This window comes from Elongatibacter sediminis, assembly GCF_037892215.1.
GTDB lineage: Bacteria > Pseudomonadota > Gammaproteobacteria > Xanthomonadales > SZUA-36 > Elongatibacter > Elongatibacter sediminis.
Genome location: NZ_JAZHOG010000010.1, coordinates 203,486 through 216,680, shown reverse-complemented (window position 1 = coordinate 216,680; position 13,195 = coordinate 203,486). Strand labels below are relative to the sequence as shown.

Below are 13,195 nucleotides of genomic sequence, written 5' to 3'. Positions count from 1 at the left end.
CGACTACTTGACGCCTTATGAAGTGTTCAACAACACTCAGGAATCACTCACCGTTGCGCTTCGCAGTTGAATCCAAGTCAGGAAGTTAACGCAGATAAAATCAATTCTATTCTTCGAAATTTCGACCTGGAGAAGAATTACGGTAGATTTTGATCTTTTTGCTGCGCAAATCTGCCGCGAAGTTTAGCAAGCCAACCTGCATCCTCATGGGCACAAACCAATCCATGAGGAACCGCCATGACCATTAAGCTTTGTTATTCTCCGGCTGAGTCAGCCGAACAGCTCGGAATCTGCAAAAACCATATCTACAAGTATCTCGATAGCGGGGAACTCCGATCATTTAAGCTGGGTCAGCGGCGGCTTATCAATCGGGAAGCACTCGACGAGTTTCGCCTCCAACTTGAACAGCGCCATACGACCCAAATGCGGGGTGGCTTATGAAGGAATCTGTACCCCGCTGGCTGATTTCCGATTCATGGGGAGTGGGGGCCGAACCCTACAACTGGATCCTCTACCGGCGAGCCAAGAAGACCTGGAGGCCGGTGGGTTACTACCCCACCATCCCAATGCTACTGGATGGTCTGTTTGAGAAGACCTGTAAGCGCGAAGCAGAAAACGAGGATTTTGTGCAGCACGTTGAAGCCGTCTCCATGCGGCTGCAAGCTGCAGTAGTCGGGATTCGTGCTCATGTCCATCGCAAGGACTGGCCCACGAGGCGTGAGCTGTTCGCTGAGGCGGTTACAGAGTCAGCGTAAGCAAGTGGCTCGACCAGGCAGAAAGCGTAAATCCGGGCCGTTCGCCATGCTGCCCGACGCCGTGCTGAAGCATGAGTCCGTCACGACACTATCGCACGCTGCATTTCGGGTGCTAGTACTTTTAGCTGGGCAGTACAACGGGTACAACAACGGCGCAGTCGGCCTAACGGCAAGTCAAGCCTCAAAATCGGGTATAAAGTCTGACAAAACCCTCTATGTCGCGCTTCGCGAGCTGGAGCATAGGGGGCTCATTGACAAGACAGAGTACGCGAGCCGAGTTCCTCCCCGACCCGCCATGTACGCCCTGACCTGGAGACAACTCGACGATACGAAATACTCCAACAAGACCAAAATTGCAGCACACACATTTAGAAAATGGACGCCAGACAAGGATGCGGCATGAAAAATCCGACGGTATTCATTACCGCTGATGACAGTATTAATTACCGGCATGGCCCGCAGAACGCCGACCCTGACAGTAACCAGTACCGACAAGGGTAGAAAGGCCGCCCTTCTTCACCGGTATTGGTTACTGTCCTCTAAGAATCTGCCACCGGGTATCGGGGAAACAGACGTCTGACACATCAAAGTGCAAGAGGCTGATCAAGTCGCTGATGACCATAAGTCTACGTGGCGCTGGCGAGTCAATAACCTCGCAGCCATCGTCATTGGGGAGCTTGGAATGGTGCCTGATTTTTCGGACAGTAAGATTGGTCGTGCCAATAGTTTTTGGAGTCCATAAAAAGGGGTGCTATCGCTAAGTTCTAGTTCACGGCGCACACAAGCAAGGGCGGTCAGTTTTGAACACGTGGACAAGGAGTTTTCCGACACAAAAAAAGCGAAGTTCTAGGCCCATATTGCGCATTTGGTACGTAAAGCAGGGAAAGGGTGTGGGGGGATCGATTTTAACCTGCTCAGGCCGGCAGCAAGCCGCAGCAGGCAGGCCAAACGGGACACGCCTGGGGTAGGGCCCGCACTAAGTCAACGGGCGGTACCTGCAAACCACAAGCGCTCGCAATCAGTGTAGGTAGGGTGGAGGGCTATCGGTGGGGCCGAAGACTCTAGAGGGCGGTAGCCACTGGCAAAGTCGCGGCGTCGTCATGGGGTGACCGTGTTTGCAACTGTTGTTAGTGGCCCATGGCTCGATTAATATCTGTTCGGGAATTCTCTGAGTGGCCGCCCAATTCGAGGAAGGGAGAATAGTGAAGGAACTTTCCACAATCGGGTACGAGGGTGCAGCTCTTGAAGACTTCTTGGAGACGTTGAAGTTGTTCAAGGTCGATGTGCTTCTTGACGTCAGAGAACTTCCGATTTCGCGCAGAAAGGGGTTTTCGAAAAAAGCGCTGAGTGAAGCACTCGCGGAGGTGGGAATCTCCTATCAGCACGAGCGTTGTTTGGGGTCGCCAAAAGTCATGCGTCACGAGTTGCGCGAGAGTTGGGATTATGAGCGCTTTTTCTTACAGTTTAATGATCATCTAAAAGAACAACACGGAAAAATTGAAGAGTTGGCCGAGGAGTTGAGAGGTCACATTGCTTTGCTCTGTTTCGAGCGAAACCACACACAATGTCATCGAACCCCGGTTGCGGAGAAGTTTTCAGAGGCGACGGGGATTAAACCGAGGCACATTGGAGTGCAGGATCGTGCTCAGCGGCAAAGATACAAAAATCAGAGTTCGAATTCTCGTAAAAGCCTTTCCACAGCGTAGCAAGAAATACGAAGAAACAGTTTGCTGTGCGGGCGTCTGCGAGGAAACCCGAAAGTTACTCCGCCTATACCCAATTCGATTTCGCAGGTTAACAGATGACCAGCGCTTCACGCGGTATGACGCCGTAGAGTTGGTTGTTACAAAAGCCAGCTCAGACCCTCGTCCTGAAAGCTATAGGGTCAGTGAAGATTCAATACGAGTCTTGGAAAGAGCAAAAGACGCTAAGTTTCCAACAGAAAAGAAAGTTTCCCTTTGGAAGCCGTTCATATACTCCGGACTTGATGAATTGCACGAGCTGCAAAGTAGTGCCGGTACCAGCCTGGGAATAATTCGACCCAGCTCTGTGCGGTTTCGATATAAGCTATACGAGCCTAATGACTCAGAGTCTCAGGGGGTTCTGCAAGAGCAGGGTCTGATGTTCGAGGAGCCCCTAAAGGCTCTAGAGCGGCCCCGCTACCTATTCTATTTCGACTTCGTTTCTGATGGGAAAGAGCATTCCTGCCAGATCCAAGACTGGGAAGTTCAGCAGGCGTTCCGTGCATACGTAAGGCGATATAACGGAGAAGGTAAAGCTCTGGAAAAGTTGGCACAGGAGTATGGTGAAAACATCCCCAAAGCTAACTTGCACTTCGTGATGGGCACCATGAAGGCAAGGCCATATCAGTTTATTTTGATCGGAGTACTCCGGGCGCAAGTTTCACCCGAGGAAGTGCTGGAGCAAATGAGCCTTTTGCAATAATTTCAGCGGTCATCTGCCGATGAAAAGGCCTTGGAAAGTTTCACGAGTGCTTACTGGCTGGGCGCCTATTTGTGGCTAGGGTTCCGAGGATTGGCGATGTCCACTGGTGGGCATTGGCCGCCACCAACATTGGATACTTGCAGAGTTCAAACTAGTACAGCCAGCCACAATCATCTTCAGTATATGCACTTGTCCTGCTTCGAGTAGAAATTGATAAAAGTCCCTTATTAAAGGTCCTCAAAATCATCTGCAAATATGATGTCCACACCTAGTATGCCGACAGTGATGGAATCGCCAACCCCTAACTGGTTTAATTCGTCGTCCTGAACTGTTGCATCAATATCACGGACAATCGTTTGCCCCGCGCTACCGACGAAATCGCCAATATACTCGCAACTATAGGATTCGCCGGATTCGATCACTTGCGGTAAATCACAAGTTCCTTGTCCATTTAGACCACCTAAAACGGAGTCTGCTAGTGACGTGAGGTCTAAGTCATCAACCTCGTAATTGACTATCGAAAGACTTATCGTGGCGGAGCCCCCAGGCTCCGTCAGTTGCGTTGGCTCCACCGATGCATTCAATGATGCGGAAGGTGGGACATCTGTAATGGCTACCTCAACGGTATCACTAACGCCCAACTCATTTAGCTCATCGTCGCTTACAGCAGCGTTGATCTGGTGGGAAACTACGTCGGCGGCATTTCCTGTGAACTCATTTGGGTAACTACATTGGTACTGCGACCCTGGGTCAATAGTCTGAGGAACGAGGCAGTTTCCTTGGCCGGCGATATTGCCCAGTTCCGAATTTGAAAGCGAAATAAGCGATATTGCCTCCGCTGCACCCGTATTCAGTACCGCAACATGAATTGACGCCATTCCTCCTGGCTCTGCAATTTCGGGCGAGTTCGTTGAAGCTGATAGTGTGGCCGTAGGCGGAACATCAGTTAGTGTGACAAAAACTGTTAAAACTTCAGTATCTGATTTCTGAGGGCCGTTCGCTGTTGCGGTTACCGATAGTGGCAAGCTGTCGGCAGCGTTTCCGGATGCCGTAAGGGCATACGAACACTGATAGTTGCCCCCATCTGGCGTAAGGATTTGCGGTAGAGAGCAAGTTCCAAAACCATCAAGGTTTCCCACGGCATCATCACTTAATGTCGTTAAGGAGGCTTGTATGTCACCAACATTGGAGACGCTGATGTTGAATGTCACACCACCACCCGGTTCGGGCAAAGTTGGAGGAGCGGGTGTCACATTCAAAGTGATGTCCGGAGATTCAATGCTGCCAAGCGCACCCGTGACATCACAGAGTCCGTGCCCCGTCAAGAGATCAGTGCCAGATGCGTCCATATCAATTGCAGTAGATGTTAGTGCTTGGTAGACCTCCAAATAGGTCGAATCCGGATCGAATTCTCGAATCAATGCGGCTAATGCAGCTGCTGCTGGGGCTGCTGCAGATGTGCCGCTAAAGTTTGGCCAAGTATCTGCATCTGCGGTGCTGTCTGTGCCAAAAAACGTGGTATTTCCATTGTCCGTACAAGTGAAGTTTGGTTTGAGTCTAACTGCGGGCGAAATCGGTGCGCCTGAAGAATCGAAGAGAATTGGCGTGCCACCAAGAGATGAGTAAGGGGCCACCTGTGGCGGACTCGTTCCAAACTCCGGCGTGTCTTGAAAGTTGGCGGCTCCTGTGGCGATCGCGAAGCCTGCATTGGGATGGCCATAGATGGTGCTGCTGGTGTTCGCGAACTCAGCGACCGCCATGGTTGGTGAATGAATGTATTTCAGAAATGGTGTGCCCGTTCCAGCGAATCTGTTGATGTAGATATTAAAAAACGAATCCGGGCCGGGGTTTGTGAAGTTCATGATGTCAATTGGGTCACCGCCAATATTCCCAGTTGACGTACAAGATAGTGTTGTCGTGAAGGGGTCGTCACCAATGCAGATATCAATATCCGTTGTGGCCCCTGGGGCACCGCTAACAGAGGCATATGGCTCTGACCATTGAAGCACTATAGTTACAGTTTGGCCTCCGAGAATAAAAATCCTTTGCAGCAAATCTTCGCCGGCACCGGAATCGAAATCGTGAAACTGCGCGCTGGTCGAATCAGGTGAAAATGTGGCCTGGTAAGAGTTGTCGGCATCATTGCCGGCCGCAGAGAAGTAGGAAACTCCATGCTGGGTAGTGACGGCGTCTACAGCTTGAGCAATCGGCCCATCCTGAAACCAGGGCTCACTAAAGTACCCGATGTCATCAACAATGATATTTGCGCCGAGGTCAGCCAGAGCATGGATGCCGTTAGCGAATGCAGCCGGTCCTGCCGATGCGGTGTAGTACAAATGAGACACTCCAGGGGCTAAGTCGTGAATGATTTGCATCATGGCCCGACCCTCGTCACTTCCTCCGACACACCCAGGCAACTCTTGAACTACTGTAATTGAAGAAGGTAAATCATCGTTGGCAATGTCGGTTGCTGCGCCGCCTTGGCAGTTAAAGCTGTCTGACATTGTCCCTATGACCACGCCTGATCCATCGAGCCCGTAAAGATTTCGGGCAATATCTGCGCGCGAGGCTATATCGCTTTGCGACGTAACCAGGCCTGAGCGGGTGTATGGGTAAGACGCTCGTGCGATAGCAAGAGATGGGAGCGATTCCAGAGCCGGAATTGCGGAGATTGGCATGTACCCAGAAACGAGGAAATTTGCAGAAGCTAAGTGCAGCCCGCCAAGGGAGGATAATGCAGCCAGAAGGGCCTGGCTTTCTCCTTTCGCTGTCGCTTCAATAAGTACGAAATCATCGTTTAGCTTTAGGCTAGGATTGGCAGGTTGAAAGTGTTGGGCTTTCGATGCTTGGAAAAGCACAAACTCACCGTGTAAGGCGCGGAGCTCTGCTGAGACCTTGTTGTTCTTCTCATTAGCTTGTGCCACGACATCTAGTTGCTTACTCAAGATGTGCCAGTCGGGTTCATCTGCGGGCACTTCGATTGTTACATAGAGAGAGAGTGCACATAAAAAAGGTAGACGGCTGACGGCATTGCGGCTCATTTTTTTATCCCCTATCGTTCGTTGGTAATTCCTTCGAGTGCAATATGGTCTACCGCTTCAAGTATCCGGTAAGGTGATGTGACCTATTCGCCGCGCCATTGCACTGAAAAGGACCTCATGAAAGTAAGTGCGAGTTTAAGACTCAATCTCTCACTTACTGTTTCTACTCGTTCCCGCTTTCAGTTCAAGTGTTGCGTAAAAACTATTCATTCCCTTGGCGCTAGATCATGGTGCTGAAAGTCCTCAATCCGCTAATTAGTTTCTTCTGCACAGCATCTTCATGTCTGCGAAGACGTTCGATCCTGTTCTGGAAGACTAGGGTGCGCATTCCCGCTGGTTTCCTGATTAGGCGAGGAGGGTTTGACGCGTCCTGAAGTCTCATCCGAAGCTTCCTGACTTGGTCTAGATGGTGGCAAATTTCTTCGACTCGCATTTCTCTGCCTTCAACTGCGGGTTGTATGCATCAGCCCCTAAACATACTACTGTGCCGACGAAGCAGACATTCGATTGACGATTCCTTTCAGAAAAGGAATCCTTGACGCTTCTACGCCCTGCTGGAGGCGGCTGCAAACTCATAAAACTACTAAGATATATCCCAGGTCAGGGGTCAGGCGATTTGATGTCGTGCTGCTGCGTTTAATGGTTACGTCAGGATTTTACTTCTTGCTCCATTTCGAAAACTGAACAAACCTCGGCCAAGGGTTCCAGGATGAACGCTTTCAGCCCGGAGTGGAGATAATCGCACGGAGATCAGGGTAGCAGGCGTGGTAGGCACCATTGGAAAATTGGCCTGCAGGGTGATCGGACGTTCCAGAGACGACTCATAATTAAAGGTTTACGCTGCTTTGCACAAATCCTGCCATTTGTGAGCCTAGTTGGAGTCCATCAAACCACTTCAAAAAGCCCGTGATCGGCTTTCCATGCATTGGATGCACAAGAGTCATTTTTCTCCACTCAACTGGAAATCCCTTCTCCGATTTGAAATGCCATTTATTCCCATGAGCCACGGCATTTCTGTAGTGCTTTGCGAATAGAAACCATTCCTCTCTATGTAGCTTTCCCAGCACTCTATTTTTGGTTGCGAACTCAAGAACGAGATCGAAGCTGTCGCTGATCATCACACCGAGAATCCTCTCCACCACTTCACGGGCAGCGGGTTCTGATACGTCTTCAAGGAAGTTGACTCTTTGCTTGAGTGCATCAAGTTGAGAATCTGGTTCATCTTTCCTAATTACTGTCAAACCGCTGTTCGCAAGCACTACGCTGTAGTCTCGGATCGCTGACTTTGTGGGATTCTGAGTCAGCAGAGCATATCCAGCGACGCTAAACCAAATTGAGTCTCGAATAGCGCTTAAGCGCTCCAGCACCGTCTGTTGGTCGAGTGTTAGCGCTGGATTTGATTTCTTCCCTGACAGGTCTTTTCCAATGGTTATGCCAATCACAGTCTGCCTCCCTTTTGGGCATAGATAGCAAGTCAGCCAGCCCAAAAAACACACACGTCGCACCCATGAAATCACGGGCGTGTACTTAAATTCGGGGCCGGGGGCTTTTGGGCCTCTCTCAGGGTTGCGGAAAATCTGAAAAACGGACAGTAGTTCGCAACTCAGGCCCGTGAGGATCAGGGCTGTCAATCAAAGTCATGGCTGGCAATGTTCCACAGACATTGGAGCGAATTCGGGCATGGATTGCACCCCTCATGCACCCCGTAAGCATAACGCCCAGTCGCGATATCAGTATAAGTATTTGATTTAATTGGTGGGCGATACTGGGCTTGAACCAGTGACCTCTGCAATGTGACTGCAGCGCTCTCCCAACTGAGCTAATCGCCCACGTGCGTTCGGGTGACTCACGCGGATGGCCCCGGGGACGGGGCGCAGGCCAATATTCTACTTCGCCGGCGGTGGGACGCAAGCGTTTTTCGGGGTTTTTCGGGTCCGGGTCGTGATTCGATCCGGGGCGGTTCATTGGCTATCATGCGGGGAAATGACCCGGAATGGCATCGATGGCCCGAAAATTCAGCAATTTTGGTGAGTTCTACCCGTACTACCTCGCCGAGCACAGCAACCGCACCTGCCGGCGGCTGCATTTCGTAGGCACCACGTTGATCCTGTTCGTGATCGGCTGGGCCGTCTGGGCCCGCCAGCCGCTGTGGCTGCTGCTGGTGCCGGTGGTCGGATACGGTTTCGCCTGGGTTGGGCATTTTTTCTTCGAGAAGAACCGGCCGGCGACATTTACCTATCCCCTGTACAGCCTGATGGGCGACTGGGTGATGTGGAAAGACGTCCTGGTCGGCAAGGTCCGCATCTAGTGGCGGCAAAGACCACGTGAGCCGTGGCGGAGGCATGCCGTCGATTCGCTGACGCCAGGGGTGAGTGTCGCCGAGCAGGAACGCCGCCTGCGTGCCATGAAGCGCATTCCGCTGCTGCTGCTGGCCGCGATGGCCGTGCTGTTCGGGGTTACTCTGGGCCGGCCGGAGGCCTGGGCGGGCTGGCTGCACGCCTTTGCCGAGGCGGGCATGGTGGGCGCTCTGGCGGACTGGTTCGCCGTGGTCGCGCTGTTTCGGCATCCACTCGGTATTCCCATTCCGCATACCGCCATCATCCCGCGCCGCAAGGATGAAATCGGTGAAAGCCTGGCGCGTTTCATCGCCGATCACTTCCTCGACCCGGACGTGGTCCGAACCCAGTTCGGGACGGTCAGTGTGTCGCATCGCCTGGCCGAATGGCTGGAAACCCCGGCCGGGGGCCGCACGGTCACCGACTGGATCGGTCAGCTGCTCAGTTGGGCCACCGGCGCCTGGCAGGAAGAAAGCGTGCGGCGATTCCTGCGCCAGCTCAGCCGGGATCAGCTCGAAAGGCTGGAACTGGCGCCCCTGCTGGCCGGTGTGCTGGAAGGTCTGGTGCGTGATGGTCGTCACGACCGCATCCTGACCCAGGTGCTGCGTTATTCGGTGGTGGTGCTGCACGATCACCGGGACACCATTCGCGGCAAGGTTCAGCACGAAAGCCCGTGGTGGATGCCGGGCTTCATCGACGACCGCATCGTGCAGCAGATGCTCGACCGCATCGAGACCCTGCTGTTGCAGATGTCGCTGGATCCCGGGCATCCCGTGCGCCATGATTTCGACGCGGCGATACTGCGTCTCGCGGACGAACTGAGGCGTTCGCCGGCGGCCCGCCAGGACCTCGAGCACCTGCGCGACAGCCTGCTGGACAACGATGCTTTGCAGGAATACCTTTACCGGCTCTGGATGGACCTGTTGACGGGCCTGGAGGGGGATCTGGGTGAACCGGACTCCCGGGTCCGGGCCTTTTTGCAGTCCTGGATACACGGCCTGGCGCGGCAGCTGGCGCGCGATGCCGACATGCAGGCGGTGGCCGACCGCTGGGTGCGTGAAGCCGTGGTCGCCGTGGTCGATCGCCACCGCCGCGACATCGCCAGCCTGGTCAGCGACACCATCGCGCGCTGGGATGCCGGCGAGACCAGCGAGCGGGTGGAACTGGCCATCGGCCGCGATCTGCAGTTCATCCGCATCAACGGTACTCTGGTCGGCGGCCTCGTTGGCCTGGTGATCCACGCGTTAACCGTGTTCGGCCCCTGGGGCTGAACGAACGGTCGATCTTCTCGAGGTACGGAATTTCATTATGGGAAACATCGTCTGGCTCGCCTCCTACCCCAAGTCGGGGAATACCTGGTTGCGGGCGTTCATCTACAACCTGATCGAGGATCCGCCGCGCCCCGGCGCCATCGCGGACCTGCCCTCGTACTTCGAGGACGAATCCAAGCCGCGCTGGTATCAGCCGCACGCGGGGGAGGGCGGCTTCGAATCATTGTCCTTCGACGATGCCATGGCCCTGCGGCCCCAGGTACACCAGGACATCGCGGACAGCCGGCTCCGAGGCAGCGTGTTCACCAAAACCCACAACATGTTCGGCCAGTTCGGCGGCGCGTCCCTGCACAACATTGCCGTGATGGCCGGGGCGATCTACGTGGTGCGCAATCCGCTGGACGTGGTGCTGTCGGTCGCCGATCACTTCGGGCTGGGTATTGATGAGGCCATCGACTTCATGGCCAGCGAGGAAACCGGCACGCCCACCAATCCGGAGAACGTGGCCGGCTACATGGGTTCGTGGTCGACTCACGTCGCGAGCTGGACGGTGCAGCCGCACCCGTCGATCGTCGTCGTCCGCTACGAGGACATGCAGGACAAGCCGGCCAAGGCCTTTGGTTCGATCGCCCGGTTGCTAGGCATGGACCGCGACCGCAAGCGCGTGCGCAAGGCCATCCAGTATTCATCGTTCCGGGTGTTGAAAAAACAGGAGCGCGAAGGCGGGTTCGTCGAGAAGAGCCCCAATTCGAAAGCCTTCTTCCGCAAGGGCGTCAAGAACCAGTGGGTCGAGCAGCTCAGCGACGAGCAGGTCGCCCGCATCGTCGACCGTCACCGCGAACAGATGCTCCGCTTCAATTACGTGCCGCCGCGCTTTCGCTGATTGGCGGATTAGTCAGCAAGCCGTGTTATCAACAAGTCGTTCACCTTGACTGACATCGCATCGAGGTCCGATTCGTACCCCGAAGCAAGAAGCGGCCCAAGGTCGCTGTGGAAGTTGCTGTCGCCCAGTTTGTTAGCGAGATTCTCCTCAAACTGCTTCCTTGTTACGTGATGGCCCCCATGCTTCATGTAGGCGCAAAACGTTTCGATGATCTTCTCCGGATCAGCATTCGTTTCATCGAGCGCCACCGCGAGATCAAAGAGGTCACGCCCCTTCTTTCGCTGATAGAGGGCACGGAGTTTTGTGCCCAATAGTTCATTAAGCCCGTAAGTCGAAATTGAACAGGATCTTTCGTACCACCGCGAGTTCACTTCGAACGGCATTTCCTGGAATCCTTCAACTGCGAAATGCCCTCGAGTATTAATTTCGACTTTCAGGCGGAGAGGCTGGCCATCTTCAGACTGGAACCGGTACTTGAATGTGATGCGCGCGTCGGTCTGATTGTAGGTGGGTTCTCCCAGCCATGGGTTCAGCACTTCGTGGAGCGCAGCCATCATCGGGCCGGCCGCTTCCGCTTTTACTTGAACGAGATCGATATCCTCGGAATACCGCGCGGCAGGTAAGTGCAGCTTGAATAGAGCCGTACCCCCTCGGAAGGCCAGGGCATCATGAAGCAGGTCGTTGGAAAAAATATCGATCAGCGCCCGGCTAATCACAAGGTCCTGCTCAACCTGTGCATCGTCCACCCACGGTGCCTGCCCGCGCCACTCCGTGATGTAATCGCGTGGGATCATATATCCGGCTCCAGTTCTGTATTGACGATGAGCTTCCAATCTGGAAGACGTTCTCCCACATCATTCTTGGCCGCGGGAACGAGTAGCGTGTACTCACGGGCCTGTTGATCGACATATTCCTTGATACCCTCAGCTATGTGTGCAGCTTCGACGAGTTCCAGCATGTATCCTAAGCGCTGCACCCAAGTGACCGGAGCAGTCGCGGCGGCCTTGGCCAACGCCGTAGCATCCATCTCCACTGCCAATTCAGAAAGGACTGTGGCAACTTGGTCGAGTCCACCGGCATGCTGCGGATATCCGGCCAAATCGATCGCCGTGAATTCGGGCGTGGAGGCCTTCAGTTCACCGCGTGAGGTGTTGAATTTTCGTACCACCACGTCATCGATGTTCTTTTTTGCGATGAACCTGACCCGCACGCTTCCGCAGCGGATCGGCCTGCGGTTTTTCTCGGTGAAAACCTGGAATTCCTGAGGCCGTTGATGGGCGGCCCCATACAATTGCGCCGCCGTTAGCAGCCCAGCGTAATAGCTCAGTCCCTTGCTATTCATTAGGTCCGGTATGAACTGCTCGGCGGGCAGGCAGCCCAAAGACTTGTATTCTGGCGGGACGATCACATAGAACCCCCGCGCGGGGGAGGCTATTCGTCCCTGGCGGGCCAGCCGGTTTAGTGCCAGCTTGCTGGCATCGGAAGAGACCCTCAGGGCTGCTCGCGCTTCCCCGGAAGTAAAGCTATAGCGTCCCTTCGAGGCCAAAGTCTCGATCAGGTCTTTTGCAGAGATATGGCCTTCATTCGATTTCACTCTCTTAAAGTATCTAATAGTGATACCTTATGCAATCAAAATCGAAACCCCTCCGTCAAAATCCAAAAAAACCTGCATAACCTCATATCAGGTACGGGAATTCGACAGGGGAAATATCGTCTGGCTCGCCCCCTGCCCCAATTCGAAGGCCTTTTTCCGCAAGGGCACCAAGAACCAGTGGGTCGAGCAGCTCAGCGACGAGCAGGTCGCCCGCATCGTCGACCGTCACCGCGAACAGATGCTCCGCTACAATTACGTGCCGCCGCGCTTTCGCTGAGCACGGCGCGGCGGACTGGCTCAAATCGGTTCGAAACGGTTGGCGTCGCGGTTCTTGCGCACCCGGGCGGGGTCCCAGACGCGGCCGTTCATCGCGATGTAGACGCCCGCGGGCTGGCTCTGGACCGCGCCGACCGCGCAGCCGATGTTGAACACCGCGTCGGAATCGCGGAACCGGGCCGGGTTGAGGGCCCCGGTCAGCACAATGGTTCGCCCGGGAATGTCCTGCAGCACGCTGGCGGTGTCGACCATCGTATCGGTGCCGTGGGTGATCAGAACGTGTTCGGCATCGCTTTCCACGATGGCCGCCCGGATCCGCTTGCGGTCCTCGTCGCTCATGTGCAGGCTGTCCTTGCGCATCAGGGCATTGACCTCGAACTCGAAGCCCACGTTCATGGCGTGCAGAATCTGGCTGATCTGCGGTTCTCCGATCTGGTAGTCGCTTTTGTCGTCGAAGTAGATCTTGTCGATCGTTCCGCCCGTGGTGATGATCAGCAGTTGGTTCATGGTGGCATGCGGTGACGTTTGCGGGGAAAGAGTGACCGGGAAACGGTTGTTTCGTCCGGGTGCCGGCATCGCGTAGTATAACCTGCT

General features: G+C 54.5%; 12 protein-coding genes and 1 tRNA gene. 7 read left to right on the top strand and 6 right to left on the bottom strand.

Translation table 11 applies throughout. From position 1 onward, the window contains the following. The first annotated feature begins 237 nt into the window (after positions 1 to 237). The 3 genes from V3330_RS15350 (at position 238) to V3330_RS15340 (ending at position 3,200) form a co-directional block, all read left to right on the top strand. Positions 238 to 441, top strand: a complete 204-nt coding sequence (locus V3330_RS15350) for a helix-turn-helix domain-containing protein (protein WP_354696319.1) — start codon at positions 238 to 240, stop codon at positions 439 to 441. Positions 442 to 1,927: 1,486 nt separating this feature from the next. Then, on the top strand, positions 1,928 to 2,461 hold the full coding sequence (locus tag V3330_RS15345; RefSeq protein WP_354696318.1) for a DUF488 domain-containing protein: 534 nt from the start codon (positions 1,928 to 1,930) through the stop codon (positions 2,459 to 2,461). Further along, positions 2,397 to 3,200, top strand: a complete 804-nt coding sequence (locus tag V3330_RS15340) for a DUF8758 domain-containing protein (protein WP_354696317.1) — start codon at positions 2,397 to 2,399, stop codon at positions 3,198 to 3,200. The genes V3330_RS15345 and V3330_RS15340 overlap by 65 nt, the downstream gene beginning before the upstream one ends. A gap of 227 nt (positions 3,201 to 3,427) precedes the next feature. Here V3330_RS15340 and V3330_RS15335 read toward each other — a convergent pair whose 3' ends face one another. The 3 genes from V3330_RS15335 to V3330_RS15325 form a co-directional block, all read right to left on the bottom strand. Further along, the gene (locus tag V3330_RS15335; protein WP_354696316.1) at positions 3,428 to 6,241 is read right to left on the bottom strand and encodes a S8 family serine peptidase; all 2,814 of its coding nucleotides are present in this window, start codon (positions 6,239 to 6,241) and stop codon (positions 3,428 to 3,430) included. Positions 6,242 to 7,068: 827 nt separating this feature from the next. After that, positions 7,069 to 7,683, bottom strand: coding sequence for a hypothetical protein (locus V3330_RS15330; RefSeq protein ID WP_354696315.1), 615 nt, complete (start codon positions 7,681 to 7,683; stop codon positions 7,069 to 7,071). A gap of 311 nt (positions 7,684 to 7,994) precedes the next feature. After that, positions 7,995 to 8,070 (bottom strand) — tRNA-Val (locus V3330_RS15325). 173 nt (positions 8,071 to 8,243) lie between these two features. Here V3330_RS15325 and V3330_RS15320 point away from each other — a divergent pair. From V3330_RS15320 to V3330_RS15310, 3 genes are read left to right on the top strand one after another with little or no spacing between them, the layout of a single operon-like run. Beyond that, positions 8,244 to 8,549: an Mpo1-like protein gene (locus V3330_RS15320; protein ID WP_354696314.1), complete on the top strand. Its 306-nt coding sequence runs from the start codon at positions 8,244 to 8,246 to the stop codon at positions 8,547 to 8,549. Positions 8,550 to 8,609: 60 nt separating this feature from the next. Continuing rightward, positions 8,610 to 9,848, top strand: a complete 1,239-nt coding sequence (locus V3330_RS15315; RefSeq protein WP_354696313.1) for a DUF445 domain-containing protein — start codon at positions 8,610 to 8,612, stop codon at positions 9,846 to 9,848. 37 nt (positions 9,849 to 9,885) lie between these two features. Continuing rightward, on the top strand, positions 9,886 to 10,731 hold the full coding sequence (locus V3330_RS15310; protein ID WP_354696312.1) for a sulfotransferase domain-containing protein: 846 nt from the start codon (positions 9,886 to 9,888) through the stop codon (positions 10,729 to 10,731). A gap of 8 nt (positions 10,732 to 10,739) precedes the next feature. On the opposite strand, the gene V3330_RS15305 is transcribed toward V3330_RS15310, so the two are convergent. Next, entirely contained in the window at positions 10,740 to 11,525 is a 786-nt protein-coding gene (locus V3330_RS15305) for a nucleotidyl transferase AbiEii/AbiGii toxin family protein (protein ID WP_354696311.1), read from the bottom strand. Then, the gene (locus V3330_RS15300) at positions 11,522 to 12,325 is read right to left on the bottom strand and encodes a type IV toxin-antitoxin system AbiEi family antitoxin (RefSeq protein ID WP_354696310.1); all 804 of its coding nucleotides are present in this window, start codon (positions 12,323 to 12,325) and stop codon (positions 11,522 to 11,524) included. Before V3330_RS15300 ends, V3330_RS15305 begins: the two co-directional genes overlap by 4 nt. 19 nt (positions 12,326 to 12,344) lie before the next feature. Between V3330_RS15300 and V3330_RS15295 the strand changes: the two genes are divergently transcribed. Further along, positions 12,345 to 12,602 (top strand): hypothetical protein, encoded by a 258-nt coding sequence (locus V3330_RS15295; protein ID WP_354696309.1) that lies wholly within the window; start codon positions 12,345 to 12,347, stop codon positions 12,600 to 12,602. A 20-nt stretch (positions 12,603 to 12,622) separates the two neighbouring features. Here the strand turns inward: V3330_RS15295 and V3330_RS15290 are convergent, their stop codons facing one another. After that, positions 12,623 to 13,108 carry an asparaginase domain-containing protein gene (locus V3330_RS15290; protein WP_354696308.1) on the bottom strand — a complete coding sequence of 162 codons (486 nt, stop codon included), beginning with the start codon at positions 13,106 to 13,108 and terminating at the stop codon, positions 12,623 to 12,625. Positions 13,109 to 13,195 lie beyond the last annotated feature (87 nt).

Bases quoted from the DNA above. Each gene is read 5' to 3' on its own strand.
- V3330_RS15310 (WP_354696312.1), top strand. From the start codon at position 9,886: ATGGGAAACATCGTCTGGCTCGCCTCCTACCCCAAGTCGGGGAATACC.
- V3330_RS15305 (WP_354696311.1), bottom strand. From the start codon at position 11,525: ATGATCCCACGCGATTACATCACGGAGTGGCGCGGGCAGGCACCGTGG.
- V3330_RS15290 (WP_354696308.1), bottom strand. From the start codon at position 13,108: ATGAACCAACTGCTGATCATCACCACGGGCGGAACGATCGACAAGATC.
- V3330_RS15320 (WP_354696314.1), top strand. From the start codon at position 8,244: ATGGCCCGAAAATTCAGCAATTTTGGTGAGTTCTACCCGTACTACCTC.
- V3330_RS15335 (WP_354696316.1), bottom strand. From the start codon at position 6,241: ATGAGCCGCAATGCCGTCAGCCGTCTACCTTTTTTATGTGCACTCTCT.
- V3330_RS15350 (WP_354696319.1), top strand. From the start codon at position 238: ATGACCATTAAGCTTTGTTATTCTCCGGCTGAGTCAGCCGAACAGCTC.